This is a genomic window from Thauera sp. JM12B12 (genome assembly GCF_039614725.1).
In the GTDB taxonomy this organism is placed as follows: Bacteria; Pseudomonadota; Gammaproteobacteria; order Burkholderiales; family Rhodocyclaceae; genus Thauera.
The window spans coordinates 3,861,580-3,888,019 of record NZ_CP154859.1 but is presented as its reverse complement, the minus strand read 5'-3'; the positions used below and the strand labels follow the sequence as shown (position 1 = coordinate 3,888,019).

The window sequence follows — 26,440 nt, the reverse complement described above, 5'->3', positions numbered from 1 at the left end:
TCAGTAGCGGTACTGGTTGGTCTTGTAAGGGCCTTCCTTCGGCACCCCGATGTAGGCCGCCTGCGCGTCGGTGAGCTCGGTGAGCTGCACGTTGAGCTTCTTCAGCTGCAGGCGCGCGACCTTCTCGTCCAGATGCTTGGGCAGCGTGTAGACACCTACAGGATAGTCCGCCGTGCGCGTGAAGAGTTCGATCTGCGCGATCGTCTGGTTGGCGAAGGAACTCGACATCACGTAGCTCGGGTGGCCGGTGGCGCAGCCGAGGTTAACCAGGCGGCCCTTGGCGAGCAGGATGATGCGCTTGCCGTCGGGGAAGATCACGTGGTCGACCTGCGGCTTGATCTCCTCCCACTGGTAGCCCTCGATGCTGGCGACGTCGATCTCGTTGTCGAAGTGGCCGATGTTGCACACGATGGCCTGGTCACGCATCTTCGCCATGTGGTCGTGGGTGATCACGTGGTAGTTGCCGGTGGCGGTGACGAAGATGTCGGCCTTGTCGGCGGCGTACTCCATGGTCACCACGCGATAGCCTTCCATCGCCGCCTGCAGCGCGCAGATCGGGTCCACCTCGGTCACCCACACCTGCGCAGACAGCGCACGCAGGGCCTGGGCCGAGCCCTTGCCGACGTCGCCGTAGCCGCACACCACCGCGATCTTGCCGGCGATCATCACGTCGGTCGCGCGCTTGATGCCGTCGACCAGCGACTCGCGGCAGCCGTACAGGTTGTCGAACTTGGACTTGGTCACCGAATCGTTGACGTTGATCGCCGGGAACTTGAGTTCGCCGCGTGCGTGCATCTGGTACAGGCGATGCACGCCGGTGGTGGTCTCCTCGGTCACGCCCTTGACCTGCGCGAGGCGGGTCGAGTACCAGGTGGGGTCCTGTGCGAGCTTGGCGCGGATGGCGGCGAAGAGGATGGTCTCCTCTTCCGAGCCCGGCTTGGCCAGCACCGCAATGTCCTTCTCCGCGCGCGCACCCAGGTGCAGCAGCAGCGTGGCGTCGCCGCCGTCGTCGAGGATCATGTTGCTGTAGCCGCCGTCCGCCCATTCGAAGATGCGGTGGGTGTAGTCCCAGTAGTCCTTGAGCGACTCGCCCTTGACCGCGAACACCGGGATGCCGTCGGCGGCGATCGCGGCGGCGGCGTGGTCCTGGGTCGAGAAGATGTTGCACGAGGCCCAGCGCACCTGGGCGCCGAGCGCGGTCAGCGTCTCGATCAGCACCGCGGTCTGGATGGTCATGTGCAGCGAGCCGGTGATGCGCGCGCCCTTGAGCGGCTGGCTGGCGGCGTATTCCTCGCGGATGGCCATCAGGCCGGGCATTTCGGTTTCGGCGATGCGGATTTCCTTGCGGCCCCAGTCGGCCAGCGACAGGTCGGCGACGACGAAATCGGTGAAGTTGGTGTCAGCCACGGCGTTCATGTGAAGCTCCATGCTATGGCCGGGCGAGAGGTGGGGGAGGGCAGCATGGCACTGCAGGGAGCTCACCCGACATCCCGAACCCGGCAGGGTTTAAGACGATTAGCAGGGTGAGCGCCGTTGTACTGCAACCCGCCGGGCGGCGGGGTCCGAGCCTGGGGGCCTGGCAGCAGGGGATGCGGCCGGCGCCTCGCAGCGCTCCTCGGAAAACACGCGGATTATAGCAAAGCAAACTGCAGTGGGAGCGGGCTTGCCCGCGAATGTGGCGTTCAGCCGCCGATGTTCGCCGGCAAGCCCGCTCCCACGGTTCAGCCCGGTCAGGTGTCGCTGCGCCTGCCGTTGCTGCGCACGATGCTGACCACGATGGTGATCACCGTGAGCGGCATCACATAGCCGAGCATGATCCCGGAGAAGGCCGGCAGGCTGGCATGCTGCTGGGCCTGCAGGATCAGCCAGGACGTATACACCGCGTAGTAGGCGAGGAACACGCCGCCTTCCCAGCGCGCGATCTCGCGTCCGGTGATCATGATCGGCAGGCAGGCGAAGGCCACCGCCAGCATCACCCACAGGTCGAAGTTGCGCGCCGCCTCCGATACCGGCAGGCCCGCGCCCGAGACGATGCCGGTGAGACCGAGCACCGCGAGGATGTTGAACACGTTGCTGCCCACCACGTTGCCCACCGCGATGTCGCGCTGGCCGCGGATGGCGGCGACGATCGAGGTGGCGATCTCGGGCATCGAGGTGCCGACCGCAACCACCGTGAGGCCGATCACCAGGTCGCTGACACCGAAGGCGCGCGCGAAGGCGACGGCCGAATCCACCAGCCAGTCCGCGCCCACCACCAGCATCGCCAGGCCGACCCCGATCAGCGCCAGCTGCACGCTCCAGTGGCGATCCCAGTTCGAGGTCGGGATCTCGGTCTCGAACTCGTCCTGAACGTTCTTCGACGCCCGCCGCGACTGCACGACCAGGAACACCGTGTAGGCGATCACCAGCACGAACAGCGCGATCGACTCCAGCAGCCCGATGTTGCCGTCGAGCGCCATCACCACCAGCAGCGCCGAGGCGCCGATCATGATCGGGATCTCCTGGCGGATGATCTGTTCATCGACCAGCAGTGGCGTGATCAGCGCCGAGATGCCGAGGATGAGCAGGATGTTGGCGATGTTGCTGCCGACCACGTTGCCGATCGCCAGGTCGGGGCTGCCCGACAGCGCCGAGCCCACCGACACCGCCATCTCCGGCGCGCTGGTGCCGAAGGCGACCACGGTGAGGCCGACCACCAGGGGCGAGACGCCGAAGGAGACGGCCAGTCGCGAGGCACCGCGCACGAGCACGTCGGCGCCGATGACGAGGACGACCAGGCCGAGGGCGAACATCAGGACTTGTTCAAGCATGGAGAAACTCTGTGGCCGCAAGAATGTGGTGACACACGGGTCGGAGCGCGTGGGATGGTGTGGGGTTCCGGGGATAGATTCTGTGGGAAGCCATGCTCCGCGGACGTCGCTGATCCATGGGAGCGGGCTTGCCCGCGAACATCGCGCTCAGACGCTGCTTTCGCGGGCAAGCCCGCTCCCACGGACGAGGCAGGCGCCGCCCGCCCGGCCGCTCAGAGCCCCGCGTCGGCGCGCAGCGCGGCGGCCTTGTCGGTCTGCTCCCACGAGAACTCCGGCTCGTCGCGACCGAAGTGACCGTAGGCCGCGGTGCGCGAGTAGATCGGGCGCAGCAGGTCGAGCGTCTGGATGATGGCCTTCGGACGCAGGTCGAAGTGCTTGCCGATCAGGTCGACGATCTTCTCGTCGGCGATCCTGCCGGTGCCGAAGGTGTTGACCATCAGCGACACCGGGCGCGCCACGCCGATCGCGTAGGCCACCTGCACCTCGCACTTGTCGGCGAGGCCGGCGGCGACGATGTTCTTGGCCACGTAGCGGCCGGCGTAGGCGGCCGAGCGGTCGACCTTGGACGGGTCCTTGCCCGAGAACGCGCCGCCGCCGTGGTGGGCCGCGCCGCCATAGGTGTCGACGATGATCTTGCGCCCGGTGAGGCCGCAGTCGCCGTGCGGACCGCCGACCACGAAGCGGCCGGTGGGGTTCACCAGGTAGCGAACGTTGCCCTGCATCAGCTCGGGCGGCAGCACCGGCTTGATGATCAGCTCGATCACCGCCTCGCGGATCTGCTCCTGGGTGACGTCGGGGTCGTGCTGGGTGGACACCACCACGGTGTCGATCGCCACCGGCTTGCCGTCGACGTACTTCACGGTGATCTGGCTCTTGGCGTCCGGGCGCAGCCACGGCAGGCGGCCGTCCTTGCGCACCTCGGCCTGGCGCTGCATGACGCGGTGGGCGTAGTAGATCGGCAGCGGCATCAGGCTGTCGGTCTCGTTGGTGGCGTAGCCGAACATCAGGCCCTGGTCGCCCGCGCCCTGGTCGAGCGGGTCGTCGTTGGCGGCATTGACGCCCTGGGCGATGTCGGGCGACTGGCGGTTGATCGCCGCCAGTACCGCGCAGCTCTTGTAGTCGAAGCCGATGTCGGAGTTGTCGTAGCCGATGCGGCGGATGACGTCCTGCGCGATCTCGCGGTAGTTGGGGTGGGCGGTGGTGGTGATCTCGCCCGAGATCACGACGAGGCCGGTGGACACCAGCGTCTCGCAGGCGACGCGCGCCTTCGGGTCTTCGGCCAGGATGGCGTCGAGCACGCCGTCGGAGACCTGGTCGGCGACCTTGTCGGGATGGCCTTCGGAGACCGATTCGGAGGTGAAGAGAAACGCTGCCATGGTGCTGCTCCTTGAAAACAAAAATCCCCGTAAGCCGTGGCCTTGCGTCTGCGGCCAGCTCCGGGGATTTCGTCGAGCAGCCGACGCTTTAGCAGTATTTTTGCGAGGCCCTCCAGGCACCGCGCCGCCCTGCAAGTTGTCGAGTTAACTCGGCGGAGAAGCGCGGATTATAGACCGAAGCGGCTGGCTGTGTAAGCATTCGGGCCGGATCGTGATTTTCGTCTCGCCATGGGAGCGGGCTTGCCCGCGATTGCCGCGACCGAGCGACCGATCTGCGCGGGCAAGTCCGCTCTCGCGGGTCATCGCCGCTCACGCAAGCCATCATTGTCGTTTCCGCGACGCTCAGGCCACTTTTACGGAACCCCGTTCGTGTTGTTCCAGAGCTTATTCCGCCTCCTGTCCCGTCTGCCGCTGCCGTGGCTGCACCGCATCGGTGGCTGGGCGGGCTGGCTGACCTACAAGGCCTCGCCCTCGTATGCGCGCCGCCTGCGCGAGAACCTCTTCAACGCGCTCGGCCGCGAGGACGAGGCGGTGCTGCGTGCGGCCGTGGTCGAGGCCGGCCGTCAGGCGCTCGAGCTGCCCTTCATCTGGGGCCGGCCGGCGGCCGAGGTGGTGGCGAGCGCGGTGCGCACCGAGGGCTGGGAGCTGGTCGAGGCGGCGCGCGCGGATGGCGCCGGCATCCTCTTCATCACCCCGCACCTGGGCTGCTTCGAGATCACCGCGCAGTGCATCGCGGCGCAGATTCCGATCACCGTGCTCTATCGCCCGCCGCGCAAGGAAGTGCTGCAGCCGCTGATGGAAGGTGGGCGCGCACGCGGCCAGATGCGCACCGCGCCGGCCGATCTGTCCGGCGTGCGCAAGCTCGTCAAGACCCTGCGCAGCCACGAGGCGGTGGGCATGCTGCCCGACCAGGTGCCCGGTGCCGGCGAGGGCGTGTGGTCCACGTTCTTCGGCAGGCCGGCGTGGACGATGACGCTGGCCGCGCGCCTGGCGGCGGTGAAGGGCGTGCGCGTGATCTATACCTGGGCCGAGCGCCTGCCGCGCGGCGAGGGCTACGTGTTCCGCCTGCAGGCGCCGACCGAGGCGCTGACCGGCGAGCTCGACACCGACGTCGCCATCATCAACCGCGAGGTCGAGCGCATGATCCTGCAGTGCCCGCAGCAGTACCTGTGGGGCTACAACCGCTACAAGGGGCCGCGCCGCGAGCGCGAGGACGAGGCGCCGCAGGCCGAGGCGGACGCGGACGCGGAGCGCACATCATGAGCCGTCTCATCATCGGACTGATCTGGCTGCTGCACTGGCTGCCGCTGGCGGTGCTGGCGCGCATCGGCACGGGCTTCGGCTGGCTGCTCTACTGGGTGGTGGTGCCGCGGCGAAAGGTGGCGCTGATCAACCTGCGGCTGTGCTTCCCCGAATTGTCCGAGGCGGAGCGGCGCGCGCTGGCCCGGCGTCATTTCGCCTTCACCGGACGCAGCATGCTCGAGCGCGGCCTGGCGTGGTGGGCCAGCCCCGAGCGCCTGCGCGCCACGGTGCGCATCGACGGGCTCGAGCACCTCCAGCGCCTGCGCGCCGAGGGCCGCCCGGTGCTGCTGCTGGCGCCGCACTTCCTCGGTCTGGACATGGCCGGCACCCGGCTCACGCTCGAGGGCGATTTCGTCAGCGTCTATTCGCCGCAGCGCGACAAGGTCTTCGATCATTGGCTGCACCACGGTCGCAGCCGCTTCAACGACCAACTGCTGCTCTCCCGCCACGACGGCGTGCGCGCCACGGTCAAGGCGATGAAGTCCGGCCGCCCGTTCTACTACCTGCCCGACCTCGACTACGGCCGCAAGGAGTCGATCTTCGTGCCCTTCTTCGGCGTGCAGGCAGCCACCATCACCGGCTTGCCGCGTCTCGCCCGGCTGGCCGGCGCCGCGGTCGTGCCCTGCGTGGTGCGCATGCTGCCGGGCGGTGGCGGCTACGTGCTCGTGCTCGGTGCGCCCTGGGCCGACTATCCCACCGACGACGTCGAGGCCGACACCCGACGCATGAACGCCTGGCTCGAGGGCGTGGTGCGCACCATGCCCGAGCAGTACTACTGGGTGCACCGCCGCTTCAAGACCCGACCCGAGGGCGAGCCGCGGATCTACTGAAGGATCACTGGAAGGACACGATGAAACTGCGCTTCACCAAGATGCACGGCCTCGGCAACGATTTCGTCGTCATCGACGCCACCCGCACACCGGTCGAGCTGACCCCGGAGCGGGTCAGGACGATCGCCGACCGCCACTTCGGCGTCGGCTGCGACCAGCTGCTGGTGGTCGAGCCGGCCTCCCGCCCGGACGTCGATTTCCGCTACCGCATCTTCAATGCCGACGGCGGCGAGGTCGAGCAGTGCGGCAATGGCGCGCGCTGCTTCGTGCGCTTCGTGCATGACAAGGGCCTGAGCGCGAAGGACGAGATCCGCGTCGAGACGAAGTCCGGCCTCATCGCGCCGCGCCTGCGCGCCGACGGCCTGGTCACCGTGGACATGGGCGTGCCGGAGCTGGAGCCGGCGAAGATCCCCTTCGTGTCCGACTCCGATGCCGTGGTGCAGCCGCTGCAGGTCGGCGCGCGCACGGTGGCGATCACCGCGGTGTCGATGGGCAACCCGCACGCGGTGCAGGTCGTGGCCGACGTCGATGCCGCGCCGGTGGCCGAGGAGGGCGCGCTGATCGAGCGCCACGCGCGCTTCCCGGCGCGCGTCAATGCCGGCTTCCTGCAGGTGGTGGATGTGCACGAGGCGCGCCTGCGCGTGTTCGAGCGTGGCGCCGGCGAGACGCTCGCCTGCGGCACCGGTGCCTGCGCGGCGGTGGTTGCGGGCATCCTGCGCGGTCTGCTGGAGACGCCGGTGCGGGTGCACACCCGCGGCGGTGAGCTGGAGATCGCCTGGGAGGGACCGGGCGCGCCGGTGCGCATGACGGGGCCGGCGGTCACCGTTTTCGAGGGCGAGATCGAGCTCGCCTGACGCCGCCGGTCCGCGGGTGTGCCCGGCCGCGTGCCGAGTCCCCTTGCCGGCGCAACGAGGCCGCCCGCCGGGCGCGGCGGCCATCCACGAACGATCAGCGCGGGGCGCCGGGTGCCCCGCCGGGAGCCGTACCGATGAATGCAGAAGATGTCGCGCGCTACCTGCGCGAGCACCCCGATTTCCTCAACGACCACCATGAGCTGTTCTCCGAGCTCACGGTGCCGCATCCGCAGCATGGCGGCCAGGCGATCTCGCTTGCCGAACGCCAGCTCCACGCCCTGCGCGACAAGATCCGCCAGCTCGAGGTCAAGCTCTCCGAGCTGATCCGCTTCGGCGAGGAGAATGACGACATCAGCGCCAAGGTGCACCGTCTGTCGGTGGCACTGTTGCAGGCGGACCGTGTCGAGGCCGTGCGCCAGGCCTTGTTCGACAGCCTGCGCGAGGACTTCGCCGTTCCGCACGTCAGTCTCAAGCTGTGGGGGGCGACGGCCACCGCCGATGCGGGCGGTGTTGCCCATCCCGACGCCTTCGGCGTCAGCGAGGCCGCGCGCCGGCACGTCGAGAATCTGCGCCATCCCTACTGCGGTGCGCCGGAGAACATCGAGGTGGCGGGCTGGTTCGGCGAGGCGGCACCTCACGTCCGCTCCCTCGCGCTGATGCCGCTGCGTGCGCCGGAGGGGTGCTTCGGGCTGCTCGCGCTCGGCAGTGCCGAGGCCGAGCGCTTCTATCCCGAGATGGGCACGCTGTATCTCGGTCGCATCGCCGAGCTGGCCGCGGCGGCCTTGTCCGCGCGCGCGCGCTGAGCGCGTACCGGCACGGGCACGATCCGGCGATGGCGGCGACGCTCGACCCGTCCGCGCCGCTCCCGGACGCCTTCGAGGCCTGGCTGCTGTGGCTCGCCACCCAGCGTCGCGCCTCGCCGCTCACGCTCATCGCCTATCGTGCCGGGCTCCATGCGCTGCTTCGCCTCGCCGAGGGCCGGGCGGTGGAGACGCTCGAGCCGCAGGACATCCGCCGCTTCGTCGCCCGCCTGCACGGCGAGGGCCTGCAGGGGCGCTCGATCGCGCGCCACCTGTCGTCCTGGCGCGGGCTCTATCGCTGGTTGATCAGGCAGCATGGGCTGCGCGCCAATCCGGCGCTCGGCGTGCGTCCGCCGAAATCGCCTGCCACCTTGCCGCGCGTGCTGTCGCCGGAACAGGCCAATGCGCTCCTCGACCCGGAAGCGCAGGATCTGCTGGAAGTGCGTGATATCGCGATATTCGAGCTTTTCTACTCGTCGGGTCTGCGGGCCTCGGAGGTCGCCAGTCTCGATGTCGAAGGCGGCCTGGACCTCGACGAGGGCATGGTCACGGTCGCCGGCAAGCGCAATCGCACGCGCAGCGTGCCGGTGGGAAGCCGCGCGATCGCCGCGCTGCGGCAGTGGCTGGCGGCGCGCGCCCGCATCGCGCGTGCGGGCGAGCCTGCGCTCTTCGTGACGCGCACCGGCGGCCGCCTGACGGCAGCCGGAATCGCCAGCCGCCTGGGGCATCGGGCGCGCCTGCTCGGCCTCGGCGTGCATGTGCATCCGCACATGCTGCGCCACAGTTTCGCCAGTCATCTGCTGCAATCGAGCGGCGATCTGCGTGCCGTCCAGGAGCTCCTCGGCCATGCCAGCATCCGCAGCACCCAGGTCTACACGCACCTCGATTTCCAGCATCTCGCGAAGGTGTACGACGTCGCCCACCCGCGCGCGCGCAAGCGCTAGTGCCAGTCCGCGCGCCAGCGGGACGGACCGAGCGGCGTGGTGAAATATGGCCGCAATAGGGTCACGGCGTGACGTTCCCCAGGTTGGGCATTTTTCACGGCAAGTCGCGGGCGGCTCGGCTATGCTCCCGGTCTCTTAGCAGCTAATAAATATCTGATTATCGCCGCCAGTTCTCAAATTCGTCTGAATCGGACGCGGCGCGACCGGAACCGTATGACCCCCACAGTGAACCCCACTCAGCCGCGGAGTCCCGAGACGCCGCCGCAGGCGGCGCCGCATGCCCAGGCCTCGGCGCGCCGTGTCCTCAAGTCGGTCGCCCTCGTCCTCGCCCGCCACGAGATCCGAAGCCTGCGGCGCTGGTTCGAGGATTTCGATCGCGACATCCTGCTGCCCATCCTGCTCGGCGAGATCGCCCTCCACAACATCGGCGCGCTGCAGAACGGCGTGGCGCGTCGCGCCTCGACGCGGGCACCGCAACCGCCGGTACCACCTCCCGTGGCGAGCGAAACCGGTTGCTGCGGCCTCAAGCCGTGCAACGCCTACTCGATTGCCGCCGCCACCGGGCTGCCGCGCGAGACCGTGCGGCGCAAGATCGTACGTCTGATCGAGCTGGGATGGATTCATCGCGAGGAGAACGGTCACCTGTTCATCACCGAAGAGGCGCTCGAGCAGTTCGGCTCGATGCTGAGCTCGCGCACGCTGACCGAACTGCTCGAGACCGCGGATCAGGTGCGCCGACTGCTGGGCGAGAACAACGGCTGAGCCTGGGTGCGCGACGCGCCGGTGTTCAGCGTGCGTCGAGGGGTGGGCGGTATTCCGGATTGGCGCCGGGTTCGGCGACGCCGAGTGCGGCTGCGAACAGGGCGAGGGCGACCACGAGCAGGGCGAAATAGCCGCGCTGCTCGCGCGGTCCGGGCAATTGCCGGCGCGCGCGGTAGTACATCGCGCGCATGTAGAGCACGCCGGCCGCCGCCATGGCGAGCAGCGCGCCGCCGAGCAGGCGCGAGGCGCCGGGGCTGAAGTAATGGGCGAGCGCGGGGTTGCCGCGCGCGGGCATGAAGAAGGCGGGCGCCTGGGTGAGCAGGTAGAGCCCGCCGAGCAGGCACAGGGTCAGCATCACCACCTGCATCGAACGCATCGCAGCCTCCGCGCGCCTGCGGTCTTACTCGAAGAGGTCGCCGCCGGTGCGCGGCGGCATCAACCCGAAGTGCTGCCAGATCGCGTGCGTGGCCATGCGCCCGCGCGGGGTGCGCTGCAGGTAGCCCTGCTGGATCAGGTAGGGCTCGATGACGTCCTCGATGGTGTCGGTGGATTCGCCGATCGCCGCGGCGATGTTGTCCAGCCCCACCGGGCCGCCGCCGAACTTCTCCAGCATCGCCGACAGCAGCTTGCGGTCCATCAGGTCGAGGCCGAGCGTATCCACGTCCAGCATCTTCAGCGCCGCGTCCGCCACCACGGCGGTGATGTGGCCACCGGCCTTCACCTCTGCGTAGTCGCGCACCCGGCGCAGCAGCCGGTTGGCGATGCGCGGCGTGCCACGGGCGCGGCGCGCGATCTCGAGTGCGCCGGCGTCGTCGATCTCGACGTTGAGCAGGCGCGCCGAGCGGCTGACGATGAAGCCGAGCTCCTCAGGCGTGTAGAACTCCAGCCGCGACACGATCCCGAAGCGGTCGCGCAGCGGGTTGGTCAGCATGCCGGCGCGGGTGGTGGCGCCGACCAGGGTGAAGGGGGGCAGATCGAGCTTCACCGAGCGCGCCGCCGGTCCTTCGCCGATCATGATGTCGATCTGGAAGTCTTCCAGCGCCGGGTAGAGGATCTCCTCGACCACCGGCGACAGGCGGTGGATCTCGTCGATGAAGAGCACGTCGTGCGGCTCGAGGTTGGTGAGCAGCGCGGCGAGGTCGCCGGCGCGCTCCAGCACCGGGCCGGAGGTCTGGCGCAGGTTGACGCCCATCTCGGCGGCGACGATGTGGGCGAGTGTGGTCTTGCCCAGTCCGGGCGGGCCGAACAGCAGCACGTGGTCGAGCGCCTCGCTGCGCCTGCGCGCGGCCTGGATGAAGATCTCGAGCTGCTCGCGGATCTTGGCCTGGCCGACGTATTCGGCCAGACGCTTGGGCCGCAGCGCGCGCTCGATCGCGTCTTCCTGGCGGTCGGCGGGGGCGGCGGAGATCAGGCGCTCGGCGGGCGCGGCGGCCTTGAGCTTGTCGGTTTCGATCATCGGAGTGTCCTCTGCCGGATCGCCGGCCCGCGTGGCGCAGGCGTGGTGCTGGCCGGGGATGCTTCGTTGGCGCGCCATGGCTGCGCACGCGTACTGCGCTCGTGGTCGCTGCCTGGCACGTCGAAGGCGCCGGCACGGACTGCGTCGATCATGACTTCGACAGCGCCTTGAGCGCCTGGCGGATGCCGTCCGACACGCCGACATCTTCCGCCAGCCCCTTCATGGCGGACAGCGCCTCGCGCTCGTTGTAGCCGAGCGCAAGCAGGGCGTTGAGGATGTCGCTCTTCGTATCGGGCGCCACGCCCGGCGCCGCGGCCAGGCGGGCACCGGCCATGCTGGGCAGGGCCTTGCCCAGCTTGTCGCGCAGCTCCAGCAGCAGGCGCTCGGCGGTCTTCTTGCCGATCCCGGGGATCTTGACCAGCCGGCCCGCCTCCTGCAGCGCCACCGCCTGGGCGAGGTCATTGACCGACAAGCCCGACAGCACGGCCAGCGCCATGCGCGCGCCCACGCCCGAGACCTTGAGCAGCTGGCGGAAGGCGGCGCGCTCCTCGTCGGTGGCGAAGCCGAACAGGAAGTGGCCGTCCTCGCGCACCACGTGGTGCGTGTGCAGGCTCACCGCGCCGCCGGTGGCGGGCAGGTTGTAGAAGGTGCTCATCGGCACGTCGATCTCGTAGCCGACGCCGTGCACGTCAACGAGGATCTGCGGCGGGTTCTTTTCCAGCAGGGTGCCGGTGATGCGTCCGATCATGGGGCGTGGTGCTGCTTCAAGGATGCCAGCGCTGGCACAAGCCGCAAGTCTAGCAGGGCTGGCGCCCGCCGCTGTGAAGAAGGTGGAATTTCATACAGTCTCGACAGCGACCCCGGTCCGGGATCAATGGGGTCTGACCCCATTGATCGTTCGCGGGCAAGCCCGCTTCCACAGACACCTGCTCCCACGAGCGTTCGATCCTTCAGGGATTGTGGCGCGCGGTGCGGTCGCGGGGCGCCACTCACGCTAGAATCCGACGGTTGTGCGGGCCGGGGCATGAGCGACTGGTCGCACGGCCGCGGCGTTCGCGGCAAACCATCACCACAACGAGGAGACCCCGAATGCAGTCGATGAAGAAGTTCGCCGTCGCCCTGGCGCTTTTCGGCGCCGCCGCCGTCCACGCTGCCGACATCAAGGTCGGCATCGCGCTCGACATCTCCGGACCCTTCGCGGCGCTCGGCGCCGAGGCGCGCGACGGTTTCGAGCTGGCGATCGAGAAGCTTGGCGGCCAACTCGGAGGTCAGCCGGCGGAGTTCCTGCGCAGCGACTTCGGCGGCAACCCGGAGCAGGCCAACCAGCTCGTCGCCCGTTACCTGCAGCGCGACAGGATCGACTTCTTCACCGGCCCGATCGGCTCCAACGCCGCGCTCGCGGTCGGCCCGGCGCTGTTCGCCGCCAAGGTCCCCTACCTGTCGGCCAACCCCGGCCCGAGCGCCTATGCCGGCGACAAGTGCAACCCGTACTTCTTCGCCCAGTACCAGAACGACACCTACGACGAGGCCGCCGGCAAGGTCGCCAACGAGAAGGGCTACCAGAACGTCGTGCTGATCGCCCCCAACTACCCGGCGGGCAAGGACCACCTCAACGGCTTCAAGCGCCTGTACAAGGGTGCGGTGAAGGACGAGATCTACACCAAGCTCGGCCAGATCGACTACGCCGCCGAGATCGCGCAGATCCGCGCCGCCAAGCCGGACGCGGTGTTCTTCTTCCTGCCCGGCGCGATGGGCATCAACTTCGTCAAGCAGTTCGTCGGCGGCGGCCTCAAGGACGTGCCGCTGATCGCACCCGGCTTCTCGGCCGACGAGGACGTGATCCAGGCGGTGGGCGAGCCGATGCTCGGCGTGCTCAACACCGCGCACTGGACGCACGACCTGCAGAACCCCGCCAACGCCGAGTTCGTCGCAGCCTTCCGCCAGAAGTACGACGGCCGCTACCCGTCCGTATATGCGGCGATGGCGTACGACACGCTGATGGCGATGGACGCTGCGGTGCGCGACGTCGGCGGAAAGGTGGAAGACCGTGAGGCCGTGCTGAAGGCGCTGAAGAATCCGAGCTTCAAGTCGGTGCGTGGCGAGTTCAAGTACGGCGCCAACAACTTCCCGGTGCAGAACTACTACCTGCGCGAAGTGGGCAAGGACGCCGAGGGCCGCATCACCAACAAGCTCGTGGGTGTGACGCTGGAGCAGCACCAGGACGCCTACGTCGGCCAGTGCAAGATGTAAGGCTCAACTCGGTACGGGCGGACGCCCGTGGGAGCGGGCATGCCCGCGAATGGCTCTGACCCGGGGGCGCATTCGCGGGCAAGCCCGCTCCCACAACGCGCTCGCGACTCTTCGGAGTCTGCTGCGATCTCGTGTTCGCGCGCAGCACGCCGCAACCACACCATCACCCGATCTCCCCGATGGATGCCATCTTCGTCTTCGAGCAGCTGCTCAACGGCCTGGGCTACGGGCTCATGCTGTTCCTGATCGCCGCCGGCTTGACGCTGGTGTTCGGCATCATGGACACCATGAACCTCGCCCACGGCTCGCTCTACATGGCCGGCGCCTACGTGGCGGCGCGCGTGCATGAGGCGAGCGGTGCGTTCGCGCTCGCCGTTGCCGCTGCGGTCGGGGTGACGGTGGCGGTCGCTGCCGTGCTCGAATTCGTCGTCATCCGCCGCCTGTACCGGCGTGACCACCTCGTTCAGGTGCTCGCCACCTTCGGCATCATCCTGATCGCCGACGACGCGGTGAAGGCGATCTGGGGCGTGGCGCCGATCATGGCCTCGACGCCTACGGCGCTGGCCGGACCGGTGCAGCTGGTCGAGGGCCTGCCCTATCCGGCCTACCGCCTGCTGCTGATCGGTGCCGGGCTGGCGGTGGCGCTCGGGCTCTACCTGCTGGTCAACAACACCCGCGTCGGCATGCTGGTGCGCGCCGGCGCCTCCAACCGGCAGATGGCCGAGTACATGGGCGTGCGCGTGGGCGGGGTGTTCGCCTTCGTGTTCGCGCTCGGCGCGGCGCTCGCCGCGCTCGCCGGGGCGCTGATGGCGCCGATCACGTCGGTGCAGATCGGCATGGGCGAGGCAATCCTGATCCCCGCGCTGGTGGTGATCGTGATCGGCGGCATCGGCTCGGTGCGCGGCGCGTTCGTCGCCGCGCTGCTGGTCGGCCTGGTGGATACCGCCGGCCGCGCCTTCCTGCCGCCGGCGCTGCGCGCGGTGCTGCCGCCTTCGGTGGCGGCCGACCTCGGCCCGGCGCTGGCCGGCATCGCGATGTACGTGCTGATGGCGGCGGTGCTCACGCTCAAGCCGGCGGGGCTGTTCCCGGCGCGCGGATGAGGGCCGTGATCGTGCAGCACGCTCGCGTCTTGGCTGGTCGTCTCGTGGCGTGGGCTTCGGCCGTGGGAGCGCTGCTGACGATGGCTTTCGACCGCCCTGCGCATTTCCCCGGCCTCGCGCGCCGCCTGCCCTGGCTGGTGCTGGCGCTGCTCGCGGCCTTCCCGCTGGTCGCGCCCGCCTTCGGGCTGGAGTACTACGTCGGCTTCGTGCGCCGGGTGCTGATCGTGGCGATCGCCGCCACCAGCCTCAACTTCATCCTCGGCTACGGCGGCATGGCGGCGCTCGGCCATGCGGGCTTCATCGGCGTCGGCGCGTACACCGTGGTGGCGCTGGTCGAGGCCGGGGTCTCGTCGGCCTGGCTGGCCTGGGGGAGCGCGGCGGCGGTCGCGGGACTCGCCGCGGCGGCGATCGGTGCGGTGTCGCTGCGCACGCGCGGGGTGTACTTCATCATGATCACGCTCGCCTTCGCGCAGATGCTGTACTACCTCGCGGTGTCGCTGCGTACCTGGGGCGGTGACGACGGCTACGGGATCTACACGCCGCTCGAGATGGGCGCCTGGCTCGACGGCGCGCATGCGCAGGTCTTCTACTGGGTGGTGCTGGCGATCGCGGCGCTGATCTTCGCGCTCTTCAGCCGGGTCGCGCATTCGCGCTACGGCCACGCGCTGCGCGGCATCCGCGACAACGAGACGCGCATGGTGGCGCTCGGCTACCCGGTGTATCGGCTCAAGCTCGCCGGCTTCGTCGCCGCCGGCGCGGTGGCGGGCCTGGCGGGCGGTCTGCTCGCCAGCCACAACGCCTTCGTCAGCCCGTCGCTGATGCACTGGACGCAGTCGGCGCTGCTGCTGGTGATGGTGATGCTCGGTGGCGCCGGCCGGCGCTGGGGCGCGCCGCTCGGGGTGGCGCTGTGGCTGACGCTGGAGGAGGTGCTGAAGCTGCACACCGACTACTGGCACTGGCCGCTCGGGCTCCTGTTGCTGCTCGTCGTGTTCCATGCGCCTCATGGCGTCGCCGCGCTGTTCGAGCGCCGCGGCGCCGGGGAGGCGGCGCGATGAGCCTGTTCAGGGCCGAGGGCCTGGTCAAGCGCTTCGGCGGCCTGCTCGCCACCGACCATGTGGACCTCGCCGTCGAGGCCGGCGAGGTCCACGCGCTGATCGGCCCCAACGGCGCGGGCAAGTCGACGCTGGTCAATCTCATCTCCGGCCTGCTGCCGGCCGATGCCGGGCGCATCGTGCTCGACGGCACCGAGCTGACCCGGCTGGCGCCGCACCAGCGCAGCCGGCACGGTCTCGCGCGCTGCTTCCAGATCACCAGCGTGTTCCGCAACGACAGCGTGCGCGACAACCTGCTGCTGGCGGTGCAGGCGCACGCCGGGTCGAGCTTTCGCAGCCTGGCGCGGCGCGATGCCGAGCACGCCCTGCAGCGACGCGCCGAGGCGCTGGCGCAGCGCGTGGGCCTGGCCGAGGTGCTCGAGCGCAACGCCGGCACGCTGCCGCACGGCGTGCAGAAGCGGCTCGACGTGGCGCTGGCGCTGGCCTCGGCACCGAAGCTGCTGTTGCTCGACGAGCCGATGGCCGGCATGGGGCCGGAGGACTCGCAGCAGATGGTGGCGCTGATCCGCAGCCTGCGCAGCGAGACCGCGATCCTGCTGATCGAGCACGACATGGACGCGGTCTTCCAGCTCGCGGACCGCATCTCGGTGCTGGTGTATGGGAAGGTGCTGACCTCGGGGGACGCCGCGCATGTAAAGGGGCATCCCGAGGTGCAGTCGGTGTATCTGGGCACGGAGGCACCGTCATGCAGATGACGCTTCCCCCGTGGGCGCGGGCTTGCCCGCGCATGTCGCAGCCGGATGCGCGGCTTTCGCGGGCCAGCCCGCGCCCACGGGGGCGGTGCGTGCCTATCTGCGGAGGCGGGCGATGAGCGCGCCGCTGTTGCGCTGCCGCGGCCTCGAGGCCGGTTATGGCGCCAGCCAGGTCCTGTTCGGGCTGGACTTCGACATCCAGCCCGGCGAGGTCGTGGCCCTGCTCGGGCGCAACGGCATGGGCAAGAGCACCACGATCAAGGCCCTCGTCGGTGGCCTGCGTCCGGAGCGCGGGGAGATCCTGTTCGACGGCCAGCCCATCCATGGCGCGCGCGCCGATCACATCGCCCGCCTCGGGGTGGCCATCGTCCCCGAGGGCCGCCAGTGCTTTCCAAACCTGACCGTGCGCGAGCACCTCGTCGCCTTCGCCGATCGCCGCAATGGGGTGGCGCAGCCGTGGACCCTGGACGGCCTGTATGCGCTCTTCCCGCGCCTGGCCGAGCGTGCCGGGCACATGGGCAACCAGCTCTCGGGTGGCGAGCAGCAGATGCTGGCGATTGCGCGCGCGCTGTCGACCAACCCGCGCCTGCTCATCCTGGACGAGGCGACCGAAGGCCTGGCGCCGGTGATCCGCGAGGAGATCTGGCGCTGCCTGGCCTTGCTCAAGGCCCAGGGGCAGACCACGCTGGTGGTCGACAAGTACGTCGAGAAGCTGCTGCCGCTCGCGGACCGCAACCTGATCCTCGAGCGCGGGCGCATCGCCTGGCAGGGCAGCGCGGCCGAGCTCGACGCCCGCCGCGAGCTCTGGCAGCGCTATCTCGGCGTCTGAGCGGCCGCGCGCCGCCTGCACCGCGCCGGCATGGGCGCCCTGCGCCGTGCGTCGCGGGCGCGGGGCTCAGGCAAAGGCGAGCACGCCGGCGAGGACGGTGCCGTGGGCGAGCGCGGCGACGATGGTGCGCTTGATCGCGGGCGCGAGCGCGGCGGGCTGCGTCGCATAGGCGAGCAGGTCGCGGCCGGCAGGCAGGGACAGCGCCACCGTCATCGCCGCTGCGGCAGCCTTCTGCGGCAGCAGGTTGGCCGCGACCATCGCGATCAGCCAGCCATGGGCGACGATCGCGATCAGCGTGTAGCCCCATTTCGCGACCTCCGGGCCGAGGCGCACCACCAGGGTGCGCTTGCCGCTCGCGGCGTCGCCGTCGTGGTCGGGGAACTGGTTGATGAACAGCAGGTTGGCCACCAGCAGGGCGTAGGACAGCCCGGCCGCGAGGGGCAGGATGTCGAGGGCGCCGCGCTGGACGTAGTCCGCGCCCACCACCACCAGCAGCCAGCACGTGGCGATGACGAACTCCCCCCAGCCGCGGCTCACCAGCTTGAGCGGCGGGGCGGAGTAGGCCCAGCCCAACGCCAGGCCGGCGGCGCCGATCAGCAGCAGGCCCGGCCCGGCCTGCCAGGTCAGCCACAGGCCGCCCGGCACCACCGCGGCGAGCAGGCCGTAGCCGAGCACGGCCGTCTGGCGGGCGGTATGCACGCCGTTCTGTATGAAGCGGCTGCCACCCGTGAAGGGGAACAGGCGGGCGATGTTGGCGTCGTCGGCGCCGCTCAGTGCGTCGTGGTAGTCATTGACGACGTTGCCACCCGCGTGCGCGGCCAGCGCCAGCAGCACGGTCAGCACGGCACCCGTCGCGTCGATCGCCACGCCGCCCGCGTGCGCGCTCGCGATGCCGAGCAGGCAGCCGACCAGCGTGACCGACAGGAAGGCCGGCCGGGTGGCGGCCAGGCAGCGCACGACGGGATTGGCAAAGCGTGCGGGCCGCGGTTCGGCCGGATCGATCGGTGCCTGGCTCACAGCAGCACGATGTCGTATTGCTCCTGCGTGTAGCTGCCTTCGGCATGCAGCGACACCTTCTTGCCGATGAAGTCCGACAGCATCGCCAGCGACTGGCTTTCCTCGTCGAGGAAGAGGTCGATCACGTTGGGCGCGGCGAGCACGCGGAATTCCTTGGCGTTGAACTGGCGCGCCTCGCGCAGCAGCTCGCGCAGGATCTCGTAGGCCACCGTGCGCGCGGTCTTGACCTCGCCGCGGCCGCTGCAGGTGGGGCAGGGCTCGCACAGCAGGTGGGCGAGCGACTCGCGGGTGCGCTTTCTCGTCATCTCCACCAGGCCGAGCGCGGTGAAGCCGTTGATGCTCATCTTGGTGTGGTCGCGCGACAGCGCCTTGCGGAACTCCTCGAGCACCATCTCGCGGTGCTCGACGTTCTCCATGTCGATGAAGTCGATGATGATGATGCCGCCGAGGTTGCGCAGCCGCAGCTGGCGGGCGATCGCCTGGCTGGCCTCGAGGTTGGTCTTGAAGATGGTGTCGTCGAAGTTGCGTGCGCCCACGAAGCCGCCGGTGTTGACGTCGACCGTGGTCATCGCCTCGGTCTGGTCGATGATCAGGTAGCCGCCGGACTTGAGATCGACGCGGCGGGCGAGCGCCTTCTGGATTTCCTCCTCGACGTTGTAGAGCTCGAACAGCGGCCGCTCGCCGCTGTAGTGCTCGAGCAGCGGCAGCACCTTGGGCGTGTATTCGGCGGCGAAGGCGGTCAGCTTCTGGAAGTTTTCCCGCGAGTCGACGCGGATGCGGCTGGTCTCGTCGGTGACCAGGTCGCGCAGGGTGCGCTGGCCGAGGCCGAGGTCTTCGTGCAGGACCTTGGGCGGGAACAGGCCGACCGTGGAGGTGGAGATCTCGCGCCACAGCTTGCGCAGGTAGGCGATGTCGGCGGCGAGCTCGGCGTCGGAGGCGGATTCGGCCATCGTGCGCACGATGAAGCCGCCGGGCTCTTCTTCGGGGACCAGCGCGGTGAGCCGGCTGCGCAGGGCCTCCCGTTCGGCTTCGTCCTCGATGCGCTGCGAGATGCCGATGTGCTTTTCCTGCGGCAGGTACACCAGCAGCCGCCCGGCGAGGCTGATCTGGGTGGACAGGCGCGCGCCCTTGGTGCCGATCGGGTCCTTGAGCACCTGCACCATCAGGCTCTGGCCTTCGGCGAGGATGCGCTCGATCGGACGCGCGACCTCGCCCGCCTGGCGGTCGCTCCAGATGTCGGCGACGTGCAGGAAGGCGGTGCGCTCGAGGCCGATGTCGATGAAGGCCGACTGCATGCCGGGCAGCACGCGCACCACCTTGCCGAGGTAGATGTTGCCGACGATGCCGCGGCTGGCGGTGCGTTCGACGTGCAGTTCCTGCACCACGCCCTGCTCGACGAGCGCGACGCGGGTTTCCTGGGGGGTGAAGTTGATGAGGAATTCGATGCTCATGACTGGGGCGCGCTCACAGCGGATAGCCGAAGACGTCGAGCAGGGCCGCGGTGTCGAACAGCGGCAGGCCCATGATCCCGGAATAGCTGCCGCGGATCTCCTCGATGAAGATCGCCGCGTGACCCTGGATGCCGTAGGCGCCGGCCTTGTCCATCGGCTCGCCGGTGGCGATGTAGCGGCGGATGTCGTGCTCGGACAGGGTGCGGAAGCGCACCTCGCTCGTCGATAGCCGGCTGCGCGTGCGCTCGCCGTCGCTGACCGCGAGCGCGGTGAGCACGCGGTGGCTGCGCCCGGACAGGCGGGCGAGGATGGCGTGGGCATCAGCGCTGTCGCGCGGCTTGCCGATGATCTCGCCGTCGAGCTCGAGCGTGGTGTCGGCGGACAGCACCGGCTGCGGCAGCAGCTTGCGCCACCGCACGCGGCGCACCCCGGCCTGGGCCTTGGCGAGGGCGAGACGCTCGACGTAGCGCTCGACGGCCTCGCCGGGCAGCGGCGTCTCGTCGACGTCGGGGTCTTCCCCGCGTTCGCCGGAGCGGAAGGTGAGGACGTCGAAATTGACCCCGATCTGACGCAGCAGGTCGCGGCGGCGGGGGCTCTTGGAGGCGAGGTAGATGCGCGGGGCGATGGTCATGGCGGGAAGTCGGTGGTGCGCGGCACGGATGCACGCAGGCGCGCGGACGTGCGGCGAGGCGGTGTGCCCCGAATTCTAATGGGTTTCGCGCGCGGTCGCCGCCCGCGCCCGCGGGTCACTCGCGGTGATAGGGGTGGTTCTTCAGCACCGTCCACGCGCGATACAGCGCCTCGGCCAGCAGCGGGCGCACCAGGGCGTGGGGAAGGGTCAGGCTGGAGAGGCGGATCGCCTCGTGGGCGGAGGCCTTGAGCGCGGGAGCGAGCCCGTCAGGCCCGCCGACGATGAAGGCGACGTCGTCACCATCGGCCTGCCAGGCCTCGAGACGGCGCGCGAGCGCCAAGGTGCCGAGATCGGCACCGCGTTCGTCGAGGATGACGCGCCGGCAGCGCGCCGGCAGCGCGGCTTCGATGCGGACGGCCTCGGCGGCCATCATCGCCTCCACGGTCTTGCCGCTGGTGCGCGGTTCGGCCTTCACCTCCACCAGCTGCAGCGTGAGCTCGCGCGGCATGCGGCGGGCGAACTCGTCGAAGCCGGCCTGCACCCATCCCGGCATGCGATGGCCGACGGCGACGACGACCAGCTTCATGTCAGTGCGCGGCGCTGCGGCGGCTGGCGGGCGGCGTGCGCCAGAGTTCCTCGAGCTTGTAGTGCGCGCGCACCGCGGGCTGCATGACGTGGACGACGATGTTGCCGAGGTCGACCAGCACCCACTCGCCGGTGTCCTGGCCCTCGGTGCCGATCACCTCGCCGCCGGCTTCCTTGACCTTGTCATGGACGTTCTGCGCCAGCGCGCGCGTCTGGCGGCCGGATTCGGCGCTGGCGATGATGATGCGGTCGAACAGCGGGGTGTGGCTGGAAGTGTCGATGACTTCGATGTCGCGGGCCTTGATGTCTTCAAGCGCGGCGATGACGATCTTCTCGAGGGAGGGGGTGTCCATTCGGGTCCTTGGGGTGAGGCGGAAATTTCCGTCGTGTGAGCGGCTGTCGTTTGAGCGGGCTGTTGTGGGAGCGGGCTTGCCCGCGAACAGGGTGCCCCTTCGCGGGCAAGCCCGCTCCCACGGGGCGTGCGGAGACCTTCCCGGTCTCCGCGCTATCTCTGGTACAGATGGTGCGCGGCAATATATTCGAGAACGGAATCGGGCAGCAAATAACGCGCGCTGTGTCCGTTGCGAACGAGATCGCGGATCAGCGAGGCGGAGATCGCCAGCGGCGTCATGTCGAAGGGGATCACGCGGCCGGCAGGCGTGGCGCGCAGATCCTCCGGGCTGGCGGTGTGGCGGTCGCGGCAGGCGGCGTCGAGCGCGGGCGACAGCGTGGCCGGCCAGCGCCGGCCGTGCGGCGCATAGCCGGGACGATTGGCGACCGCGACGTGGGCGAGCGCGAAGAGCTCGGTCCATCGGTGCCAGGTCGGCAGGCCCTCGAAGGCGTCGGCGCCCAGGATCAGCACCAGCGGCTGGCGCGGGCCGAGCTCGGCGCGCAGGCGCTCGAGGGTGAGCACGGTGTAGCTCTTCTGCTGCGCACGCACTTCGCCGTCGTCCACCTGCAGCGCAGGGTTGCCTGCGGTGGCGAGGCGGGCCATCGCCAGGCGGTCCTCGGGCGTGCTGCCGGGTTCGCCGCGGTGGGGCGGGCGGCCGGCCGGGATCAGGCGCAGGCCGCCGAGCCCGAGCGCCTCGCGCGCCTCTTCCGCGAGCCGCAGGTGGCCGAGGTGGATGGGGTCGAAGGTGCCGCCGAGCACGCCCAGCGGCAGGCTGCCGTCGTCTTCCATGCCGGGTGGCGGGGCCTCGCCTTCAGTCCTCACTGCGTTCGTCCGCCAGCGTGCCGGCCGGCCGCGGCGCGCTGCCGTCGGGCAGGCCGAAGACGTCGCGGGTGGCGGTGTAGAAGCTGCTGAAGATCACCGGCAGGATGATCAGCGGGATCGGCAGCGAGGCGAGGCTGCCGAGCGTGGGCGAGAGCAGGCCCAGCACCGCGATCAGGATGCCGGGGAGGATGCCGCCGAAGATCGCCAGCCCGATCGCATAGGCGAGGAAGGGCCGCCAGTTGCGCAGGCAGGCATAGAAGCTGAAGAACATCGCCTTGGCGGCCGGCACCTTCCACCACCCGGCGAGCGCGGGCGCGAACCAGTAGGCCATCATCACCGGCGTGGACAGCAGCGCGCCGACGAAGAGGGTGAAGCCGATCGACGAGTCTTCGCCGAGGTGGGCCTCGAGGTCTTCCCCGCGCATGACGGCGGACAGGCTGCCGTCATCGACCATCGCCACCAGCAGCAGCACGATGAGGGTGCCGGCGAGGTAGAGGCCGCCGATCGCCACCAGGGACTGAAGGTTGGTCTTGAAGCCGGAGAACAGCACGTCCGGCCCGACCTTGCGGCCGGCGTCGGTGGCGCGGCAGGCGTTGAGCACGCCGACCGACAGCGCCGGCATCAGCAGCGAGGCGACGAGCTGGCCGATGAGCGGGACGATGCTGATGACGACGATCGAGAGCAGATAGCCGAAGGTGGCGAAGGTGATCAGCGCCGGGTTGCGGCGCCACAGCTGCAGGCCTTCGCGCAGCCAGGCCCAGCCGCGCGGCATCGGGAGTTGTTGTGCTTGCATGGACGGAGGGCGGTCCTTGGGGGCGTCGAGTTCGGGGAAGGGGGCGTGGGCTTCAGCTGCGAGGCTCGTCCCCGGACACCGTCGGGGTGTCCGCGGCGGGCGGTGCGGGCAGGGCGAGCAGGGGCGAGAAGGTCTCCTTCCACGCCGCGTAGAGCGCGCCGGCGGTCACCGGGATCAGCACCAGCATGCCGAGCCCGGCGGGCAGCATCGCCACCCACACGGCCACGTAGAGCAGCGCGGCGAGCACGAGGAAGGCGAGCAGGTTGTGGAAGCAGGCGCGCACGGACAAGCGCATCGCATCGAGCGGTGCGACCTCGTGCAGCATGACCAGGGCGGGGGCGAACCACAGCGCCATCATCAGCAGCGCCCACAGCACGGTGAACACGGCGACGCCGAACATCATGCCGCCGGCCGCCATGCCCATGCCGGCCATGGCACCCACTGCCATGCCGGTGAGCGCGGCGCTGCCGCCGATCGCCGCGGCCGCCAGCGCGGCCAGCAGCAGCCCGAGCAGGTGGAAGGCGCCCAGCAGCAGGAGGTTGCCGGCGTGGCGGCGGATGCCGTCGAACAGCGCGTCGATGCGCAGCCCCTCGCCGCGGTCGAGCTGCTGCGCGCCCGAGAGCATGCCGGCGACCAGCACGGGCAGGGCGATGGGCGCGGCGGCCCAGCCGAGGAAGGGCAGCATGCCGAGCGCGGCGATGATGACGAAGAAGATCAGGGCCTGGATCACCCAGGCGCCGGGCGCCTTCATGAACAGCCGCCAGCCTTCGGCCAGCCAGTTGAGGGCGTGGGCGGGCGCCACGTCGCCGGGGGCGGGCGCGGGCGGATGGGGGTGGCGGGGCGGGGGCGTTGCAGAATTCATCGCGGTCTTTCCGGGCGCGGGTCAGCGCGGCAGCGGCGGCACCCCGGCGATGCGCAGGCGCAGGATGTCGCGGTACTCGTTGGGGTCCTTCACCAGCACCATCTCGCCGGCACGCGGCAGATGGAAGTCGGCCGCGCGCGACAGCCAGAAGCGCAGCGCGGCGGCGCGCAGCATCGCCGGCCAGGCGGCGCGCTCGGCGTCGGTGAAGGGGCGCTCGGCATGGTAGGCGTCGAGCAGCGCGGCGGCGCGCGCATCGTCGAGACCGCAGCCCGGCGTGGAGCACCAGTCGTTGACGGTGACCGCGACGTCGAACAGCAGTGCGTCGTAGCCGGCGAAGTAGAAGTCGATGACGCCGCCGATGCGCACATCGCCGTCGGCGTCGGTGTCCCACAGCACGTTGTCGCGGAAGAGGTCGGCGTGGATGGCGCCGGCAGGCAGTGCGTCGACGTCGATGGTGGCCTGGAAGGCGAGCTCGGCGTCGAGCAGCGCCTGCTCGTCGGCGGGCAGGAAGGGGCGCACGACCTGCGCGGTGGCGGCGCGCCAGGCCGCGCCGCGCGGGTTCTCCTGGCGGCGGCCGTAGGACTGGCCGGCCAGGTGCAGGCCGGCGAGCATGGCGCCGACCTTTTCGCAGTGCGGCAGGCGCGGGCTCATCTCGGAGCTGCCCGACAGCCGCACGACGAGCGCGGCGGGGCGGTCCTGCAGGGTGCCGAGGTATTCGTTGTGGCGGTTGGCGATCGGACCCGGCACCGGCAGGCCGTGGCGCGCGAGGTGGGCCATCAGGTGCAGGTAGTAGGGCAGCTCGGCGCGCGGGATGCCCTCGAACAGCGTCAGCACGTAGCGGCCGAGCGTGGTGGTGACGAAGAAATTGCTGTTCTGCACGCCGGCCGAGATGCCCTTGAGTTCCACCAGGCGGCCGATGGCGTAGTCCTTGAGCCAGTCGGCGAGCGCGGATTCGGGAACGGGGGTGAAGACGGACATGCGGACTCCGGTGGCGTACCGTGAAGGCGGAATAGGGGCTAGTGTGCCGCCGAGTCGAGCGTGACTGCGGCGCGCACTGCTTGCCAAGCCGCAAGCTTCGCGTCGAAGTGGAGTGACGCGTATGTTGGGCTTGTTGATGGCAGGCGGGTTAAAAACAGCTCGCGCGAAGCGACGCGATTAAGCACATGGCGACGAAACACCTTCTCAGCGAAAGTACCGTTGAAAAAAATGTGGCGAATCTGTGGGCAGTCGTGGAGTAGGCCAGCGAAATCGTTGACCTTGACGCTGGCGGGGATGATTGCGTTGTCCTTGCTGCCGGCGCGCTCGCAGTAGCTGATGACGTCCCACAGCGCCACGCCCGCGGCGGCGAGGCGCTCGAGCCGCTGCGCGTAGGGCAGCTCGGGCCCGGCGCCGAACAGCGCGCTCATGATCTGCCAGAAAGCGTTGCGCGGTTGGGCGTAGTATTCCCCGGCCGCCTGCGAGGTCGCGCCCGGCATGCTGCCGAGCACCAGCACGCGCGCGTCGGCGCGGAACAGCGGGGCAAAGCTGCGCACCAGCGGTGCGGCGGTCGTGCTCACCAGGACTTGATCACCCACATCGGTACGGCGAGGTCGGGCGTGCCGTCGTGGCGCACCATCTGGCCGTTGCCTTCCTTGTCGATCAGGTAGTAGGGCACGCCATGCGGCGGCGTCACCTTGACCATGTAGAGCTTGCCGCGGATGCGGTACTCGGTGACGGTGTCCTCGCCGCGCTGGAGGATGGTCACCTCGGGTTCGTCGCTGGCAGCGCCCTCGGCCGGCATCGGCGGCGGCTCGGGAATCGGTTCGAGGTTCGCGGGCTGCTGGGCGAAGGCCGGCACGGCGGCGGCGAGCAGCAGGGCGAAAAGGGTGCGGCGCATGATGTTCTCCTGAAAGTGCCTCAATTCTAGCCGCAATGCGCCGGATACGCCGGCCGCGCGGCGCGGCAGGGCGGGCGCGAGCCCGGAGGGGCGTGGCCGCGCCCGCAGGACTCACAGGTTCAGCATCATCTCGCGCTCGGCGGGCAGGGGCTGGAAGCCGCGGCGCTCATAGTGCTTGAAGATCGCCTCGACCACCTCCTCGGGCTGGTCGATGACCTGCACCAGGTCGAGGTCTTCCGGGTTGATCATGCCTTCGGCGACCAGGCGGTCGCGCAGCCAGTCGAGCAGGCCCTGCCAGAACGGGCGGTGCACCAGGATGATTGGGATCTGGCGGCTCTTCTTGGTCTGCACCAGGGTCATCGCCTCGAGCAGCTCGTCGAGCGTGCCGAAGCCGCCGGGCATCACCACATAGGCCGCGGCGAACTTCACGAACATGAACTTGCGCGCGAAGAAGTGCTGGAAGGTCTGCGAGATGTCCTGGTAGGGATTCGCGTCCTGCTCGAGCGGGAGCTGGATGTTGAGCCCCACCGAGGGGCTCTTGCCGAAGAAGGCGCCCTTGTTGGCCGCCTCCATGATCCCCGGGCCGCCGCCCGAGATCACCGCGAAGCCCGAGTCCGAGAGCAGGCGGGCGATCTTTTCGGTGAGCATGTAGTACATGTGGTCGGGCGGCGTGCGCGCGCTGCCGAAGATCGACACCGCCGGGCGGATCGCGGACAGCCGTTCGGTCGCCTCCACGAACTCTGCCATAATCCCGAAGATCCGCCAGGACTCGCGCGCGTTGTAGCGCGGCGCGGTGCTGTCGGGCACGCTGCGGGGGAGTTTGTCTTTCGCGGTCATGTTGTTCTCGTCTGTGTTCTAGGCCGGCGCCAGAATCGATGGTCATCGGATCAATGGG

29 protein-coding genes and 1 riboswitch are annotated in these 26,440 nt (G+C 69.7%); of the genes, 11 read left to right on the top strand and 18 right to left on the bottom strand.

Going from position 1 to position 26,440, the window contains the following annotated elements; all coding sequences use genetic code 11:
* The 3 genes from ahcY to metK form a co-directional block, all read right to left on the bottom strand.
* Positions 1-1,416, bottom strand: a complete 1,416-nt coding sequence (gene ahcY, locus AAG895_RS17660; RefSeq protein WP_345793280.1) for an adenosylhomocysteinase — start codon at positions 1,414-1,416, stop codon at positions 1-3.
* A 102-nt stretch (positions 1,417-1,518) separates the two neighbouring features.
* A riboswitch (S-adenosyl-L-homocysteine riboswitch) is annotated at positions 1,519-1,623 on the bottom strand.
* A gap of 107 nt (positions 1,624-1,730) precedes the next feature.
* On the bottom strand, positions 1,731-2,810 hold the full coding sequence (locus AAG895_RS17655) for a calcium/sodium antiporter (RefSeq protein ID WP_345793279.1): 1,080 nt from the start codon (positions 2,808-2,810) through the stop codon (positions 1,731-1,733).
* 212 nt (positions 2,811-3,022) lie between these two features.
* Entirely contained in the window at positions 3,023-4,186 is a 1,164-nt protein-coding gene (gene metK / locus AAG895_RS17650) for a methionine adenosyltransferase (protein ID WP_345793278.1), read from the bottom strand.
* Positions 4,187-4,555: 369 nt separating this feature from the next.
* Here metK and AAG895_RS17645 point away from each other — a divergent pair, with 369 nt between their 5' ends.
* The 6 genes from AAG895_RS17645 to AAG895_RS17620 all read left to right on the top strand — a co-directional run bounded on the left by AAG895_RS17645 (position 4,556) and on the right by AAG895_RS17620 (position 9,678).
* The gene (locus AAG895_RS17645; RefSeq protein WP_345793277.1) at positions 4,556-5,449 is read left to right on the top strand and encodes a lysophospholipid acyltransferase family protein; all 894 of its coding nucleotides are present in this window, start codon (positions 4,556-4,558) and stop codon (positions 5,447-5,449) included.
* Positions 5,446-6,318 carry a lipid A biosynthesis acyltransferase gene (locus AAG895_RS17640; protein WP_345793276.1) on the top strand — a complete coding sequence of 291 codons (873 nt, stop codon included), beginning with the start codon at positions 5,446-5,448 and terminating at the stop codon, positions 6,316-6,318. Before AAG895_RS17645 ends, AAG895_RS17640 begins: the two co-directional genes overlap by 4 nt.
* Before the next feature lie 20 nt (positions 6,319-6,338).
* Positions 6,339-7,172, top strand: a complete 834-nt coding sequence (gene dapF / locus AAG895_RS17635; RefSeq protein WP_345793275.1) for a diaminopimelate epimerase — start codon at positions 6,339-6,341, stop codon at positions 7,170-7,172.
* A gap of 134 nt (positions 7,173-7,306) precedes the next feature.
* A complete protein-coding gene (locus AAG895_RS17630; protein ID WP_345793274.1) occupies positions 7,307-7,975 on the top strand; it encodes a DUF484 family protein in 669 nt (222 codons plus the stop codon).
* 29 nt (positions 7,976-8,004) lie between these two features.
* Positions 8,005-8,916: a tyrosine-type recombinase/integrase gene (locus AAG895_RS17625; RefSeq protein ID WP_345793273.1), complete on the top strand. Its 912-nt coding sequence runs from the start codon at positions 8,005-8,007 to the stop codon at positions 8,914-8,916.
* Between the two features lie 213 nt (positions 8,917-9,129).
* Positions 9,130-9,678: a hypothetical protein gene (locus AAG895_RS17620; RefSeq protein WP_345793272.1), complete on the top strand. Its 549-nt coding sequence runs from the start codon at positions 9,130-9,132 to the stop codon at positions 9,676-9,678.
* A 25-nt stretch (positions 9,679-9,703) separates the two neighbouring features.
* On the opposite strand, the gene AAG895_RS17615 is transcribed toward AAG895_RS17620, so the two are convergent.
* The 3 genes from AAG895_RS17615 to ruvA all read right to left on the bottom strand — a co-directional run bounded on the left by AAG895_RS17615 (position 9,704) and on the right by ruvA (position 11,882).
* On the bottom strand, positions 9,704-10,054 hold the full coding sequence (locus AAG895_RS17615) for a hypothetical protein (protein WP_345793271.1): 351 nt from the start codon (positions 10,052-10,054) through the stop codon (positions 9,704-9,706).
* 24 nt (positions 10,055-10,078) lie between these two features.
* Complete coding sequence (gene ruvB, locus AAG895_RS17610) at positions 10,079-11,134, bottom strand: Holliday junction branch migration DNA helicase RuvB (protein WP_345793270.1); 1,056 nt, start codon at positions 11,132-11,134, stop codon at positions 10,079-10,081.
* Between the two features lie 148 nt (positions 11,135-11,282).
* Positions 11,283-11,882, bottom strand: coding sequence for a Holliday junction branch migration protein RuvA (gene ruvA / locus AAG895_RS17605; protein WP_345793269.1), 600 nt, complete (start codon positions 11,880-11,882; stop codon positions 11,283-11,285).
* A gap of 341 nt (positions 11,883-12,223) precedes the next feature.
* Here ruvA and AAG895_RS17600 point away from each other — a divergent pair, with 341 nt between their 5' ends.
* The 5 genes from AAG895_RS17600 to AAG895_RS17580 all read left to right on the top strand — a co-directional run bounded on the left by AAG895_RS17600 (position 12,224) and on the right by AAG895_RS17580 (position 17,117).
* The gene (locus AAG895_RS17600) at positions 12,224-13,384 is read left to right on the top strand and encodes an ABC transporter substrate-binding protein (RefSeq protein ID WP_345793268.1); all 1,161 of its coding nucleotides are present in this window, start codon (positions 12,224-12,226) and stop codon (positions 13,382-13,384) included.
* 179 nt (positions 13,385-13,563) lie between these two features.
* On the top strand, positions 13,564-14,484 hold the full coding sequence (locus AAG895_RS17595; RefSeq protein WP_345793267.1) for a branched-chain amino acid ABC transporter permease: 921 nt from the start codon (positions 13,564-13,566) through the stop codon (positions 14,482-14,484).
* Positions 14,485-14,564: 80 nt separating this feature from the next.
* Positions 14,565-15,539, top strand: coding sequence for a branched-chain amino acid ABC transporter permease (locus AAG895_RS17590; protein WP_345793266.1), 975 nt, complete (start codon positions 14,565-14,567; stop codon positions 15,537-15,539).
* Positions 15,536-16,291 carry an ABC transporter ATP-binding protein gene (locus AAG895_RS17585; RefSeq protein WP_345793265.1) on the top strand — a complete coding sequence of 252 codons (756 nt, stop codon included), beginning with the start codon at positions 15,536-15,538 and terminating at the stop codon, positions 16,289-16,291. The genes AAG895_RS17590 and AAG895_RS17585 overlap by 4 nt, the downstream gene beginning before the upstream one ends.
* A gap of 112 nt (positions 16,292-16,403) precedes the next feature.
* A complete protein-coding gene (locus AAG895_RS17580; protein WP_345793264.1) occupies positions 16,404-17,117 on the top strand; it encodes an ABC transporter ATP-binding protein in 714 nt (237 codons plus the stop codon).
* Between the two features lie 66 nt (positions 17,118-17,183).
* Here AAG895_RS17580 and AAG895_RS17575 read toward each other — a convergent pair whose 3' ends face one another.
* The 12 genes from AAG895_RS17575 to AAG895_RS17520 all read right to left on the bottom strand — a co-directional run bounded on the left by AAG895_RS17575 (position 17,184) and on the right by AAG895_RS17520 (position 26,382).
* Positions 17,184-18,134: a prenyltransferase gene (locus AAG895_RS17575; RefSeq protein ID WP_345793263.1), complete on the bottom strand. Its 951-nt coding sequence runs from the start codon at positions 18,132-18,134 to the stop codon at positions 17,184-17,186.
* Positions 18,131-19,585, bottom strand: a complete 1,455-nt coding sequence (gene rng / locus AAG895_RS17570) for a ribonuclease G (protein ID WP_345793262.1) — start codon at positions 19,583-19,585, stop codon at positions 18,131-18,133. The genes AAG895_RS17575 and rng overlap by 4 nt, the downstream gene beginning before the upstream one ends.
* A 13-nt stretch (positions 19,586-19,598) precedes the next feature.
* Positions 19,599-20,216, bottom strand: a complete 618-nt coding sequence (locus AAG895_RS17565; RefSeq protein WP_345793261.1) for a Maf family protein — start codon at positions 20,214-20,216, stop codon at positions 19,599-19,601.
* Positions 20,217-20,331: 115 nt separating this feature from the next.
* Positions 20,332-20,802: a 23S rRNA (pseudouridine(1915)-N(3))-methyltransferase RlmH gene (gene rlmH, locus AAG895_RS17560; RefSeq protein WP_345793260.1), complete on the bottom strand. Its 471-nt coding sequence runs from the start codon at positions 20,800-20,802 to the stop codon at positions 20,332-20,334.
* 1 nt (position 20,803) lies between these two features.
* Entirely contained in the window at positions 20,804-21,154 is a 351-nt protein-coding gene (gene rsfS, locus AAG895_RS17555) for a ribosome silencing factor (protein WP_345793259.1), read from the bottom strand.
* A 152-nt stretch (positions 21,155-21,306) separates the two neighbouring features.
* Positions 21,307-21,981, bottom strand: coding sequence for a nicotinate-nucleotide adenylyltransferase (gene nadD, locus AAG895_RS17550; RefSeq protein ID WP_345795330.1), 675 nt, complete (start codon positions 21,979-21,981; stop codon positions 21,307-21,309).
* A 22-nt stretch (positions 21,982-22,003) separates the two neighbouring features.
* Positions 22,004-22,807: a BPSS1780 family membrane protein gene (locus AAG895_RS17545; RefSeq protein WP_345793258.1), complete on the bottom strand. Its 804-nt coding sequence runs from the start codon at positions 22,805-22,807 to the stop codon at positions 22,004-22,006.
* A 52-nt stretch (positions 22,808-22,859) separates the two neighbouring features.
* Positions 22,860-23,669: a BPSS1780 family membrane protein gene (locus AAG895_RS17540; protein WP_345793257.1), complete on the bottom strand. Its 810-nt coding sequence runs from the start codon at positions 23,667-23,669 to the stop codon at positions 22,860-22,862.
* A gap of 21 nt (positions 23,670-23,690) precedes the next feature.
* On the bottom strand, positions 23,691-24,647 hold the full coding sequence (locus AAG895_RS17535) for a homoserine kinase (protein WP_345793256.1): 957 nt from the start codon (positions 24,645-24,647) through the stop codon (positions 23,691-23,693).
* Positions 24,648-24,685: 38 nt separating this feature from the next.
* A complete protein-coding gene (locus AAG895_RS17530) occupies positions 24,686-25,225 on the bottom strand; it encodes a DNA-deoxyinosine glycosylase (RefSeq protein WP_345793255.1) in 540 nt (179 codons plus the stop codon).
* On the bottom strand, positions 25,222-25,545 hold the full coding sequence (locus tag AAG895_RS17525) for a DUF2782 domain-containing protein (RefSeq protein WP_345793254.1): 324 nt from the start codon (positions 25,543-25,545) through the stop codon (positions 25,222-25,224). Before AAG895_RS17525 ends, AAG895_RS17530 begins: the two co-directional genes overlap by 4 nt.
* Before the next feature lie 111 nt (positions 25,546-25,656).
* A complete protein-coding gene (locus AAG895_RS17520) occupies positions 25,657-26,382 on the bottom strand; it encodes a TIGR00730 family Rossman fold protein (protein WP_345793253.1) in 726 nt (241 codons plus the stop codon).
* Between the last annotated feature and the right edge of the window lie 58 nt (positions 26,383-26,440).

Coding starts and splice junctions, on each gene's coding strand:
- ahcY (WP_345793280.1), bottom strand. CDS start 1,416: ATGAACGCCGTGGCTGACACCAACTTCACCGATTTCGTCGTCGCCGAC.
- AAG895_RS17655 (WP_345793279.1), bottom strand. CDS start 2,810: ATGCTTGAACAAGTCCTGATGTTCGCCCTCGGCCTGGTCGTCCTCGTC.
- metK (WP_345793278.1), bottom strand. CDS start 4,186: ATGGCAGCGTTTCTCTTCACCTCCGAATCGGTCTCCGAAGGCCATCCC.
- AAG895_RS17640 (WP_345793276.1), top strand. CDS start 5,446: ATGAGCCGTCTCATCATCGGACTGATCTGGCTGCTGCACTGGCTGCCG.
- dapF (WP_345793275.1), top strand. CDS start 6,339: ATGAAACTGCGCTTCACCAAGATGCACGGCCTCGGCAACGATTTCGTC.
- AAG895_RS17630 (WP_345793274.1), top strand. CDS start 7,307: ATGAATGCAGAAGATGTCGCGCGCTACCTGCGCGAGCACCCCGATTTC.
- AAG895_RS17625 (WP_345793273.1), top strand. CDS start 8,005: ATGGCGGCGACGCTCGACCCGTCCGCGCCGCTCCCGGACGCCTTCGAG.
- AAG895_RS17620 (WP_345793272.1), top strand. CDS start 9,130: ATGACCCCCACAGTGAACCCCACTCAGCCGCGGAGTCCCGAGACGCCG.
- AAG895_RS17615 (WP_345793271.1), bottom strand. CDS start 10,054: ATGCGTTCGATGCAGGTGGTGATGCTGACCCTGTGCCTGCTCGGCGGG.
- ruvB (WP_345793270.1), bottom strand. CDS start 11,134: ATGATCGAAACCGACAAGCTCAAGGCCGCCGCGCCCGCCGAGCGCCTG.
- ruvA (WP_345793269.1), bottom strand. CDS start 11,882: ATGATCGGACGCATCACCGGCACCCTGCTGGAAAAGAACCCGCCGCAG.
- AAG895_RS17600 (WP_345793268.1), top strand. CDS start 12,224: ATGCAGTCGATGAAGAAGTTCGCCGTCGCCCTGGCGCTTTTCGGCGCC.
- AAG895_RS17595 (WP_345793267.1), top strand. CDS start 13,564: ATGGATGCCATCTTCGTCTTCGAGCAGCTGCTCAACGGCCTGGGCTAC.
- AAG895_RS17590 (WP_345793266.1), top strand. CDS start 14,565: ATGGCTTTCGACCGCCCTGCGCATTTCCCCGGCCTCGCGCGCCGCCTG.
- AAG895_RS17585 (WP_345793265.1), top strand. CDS start 15,536: ATGAGCCTGTTCAGGGCCGAGGGCCTGGTCAAGCGCTTCGGCGGCCTG.
- AAG895_RS17580 (WP_345793264.1), top strand. CDS start 16,404: ATGAGCGCGCCGCTGTTGCGCTGCCGCGGCCTCGAGGCCGGTTATGGC.
- rng (WP_345793262.1), bottom strand. CDS start 19,585: ATGAGCATCGAATTCCTCATCAACTTCACCCCCCAGGAAACCCGCGTC.
- AAG895_RS17565 (WP_345793261.1), bottom strand. CDS start 20,216: ATGACCATCGCCCCGCGCATCTACCTCGCCTCCAAGAGCCCCCGCCGC.
- rlmH (WP_345793260.1), bottom strand. CDS start 20,802: ATGAAGCTGGTCGTCGTCGCCGTCGGCCATCGCATGCCGGGATGGGTG.
- rsfS (WP_345793259.1), bottom strand. CDS start 21,154: ATGGACACCCCCTCCCTCGAGAAGATCGTCATCGCCGCGCTTGAAGAC.
- nadD (WP_345795330.1), bottom strand. CDS start 21,981: ATGGAAGACGACGGCAGCCTGCCGCTGGGCGTGCTCGGCGGCACCTTC.
- AAG895_RS17545 (WP_345793258.1), bottom strand. CDS start 22,807: ATGCAAGCACAACAACTCCCGATGCCGCGCGGCTGGGCCTGGCTGCGC.
- AAG895_RS17540 (WP_345793257.1), bottom strand. CDS start 23,669: ATGAATTCTGCAACGCCCCCGCCCCGCCACCCCCATCCGCCCGCGCCC.
- AAG895_RS17535 (WP_345793256.1), bottom strand. CDS start 24,647: ATGTCCGTCTTCACCCCCGTTCCCGAATCCGCGCTCGCCGACTGGCTC.
- AAG895_RS17525 (WP_345793254.1), bottom strand. CDS start 25,545: ATGCGCCGCACCCTTTTCGCCCTGCTGCTCGCCGCCGCCGTGCCGGCC.
- AAG895_RS17520 (WP_345793253.1), bottom strand. CDS start 26,382: ATGACCGCGAAAGACAAACTCCCCCGCAGCGTGCCCGACAGCACCGCG.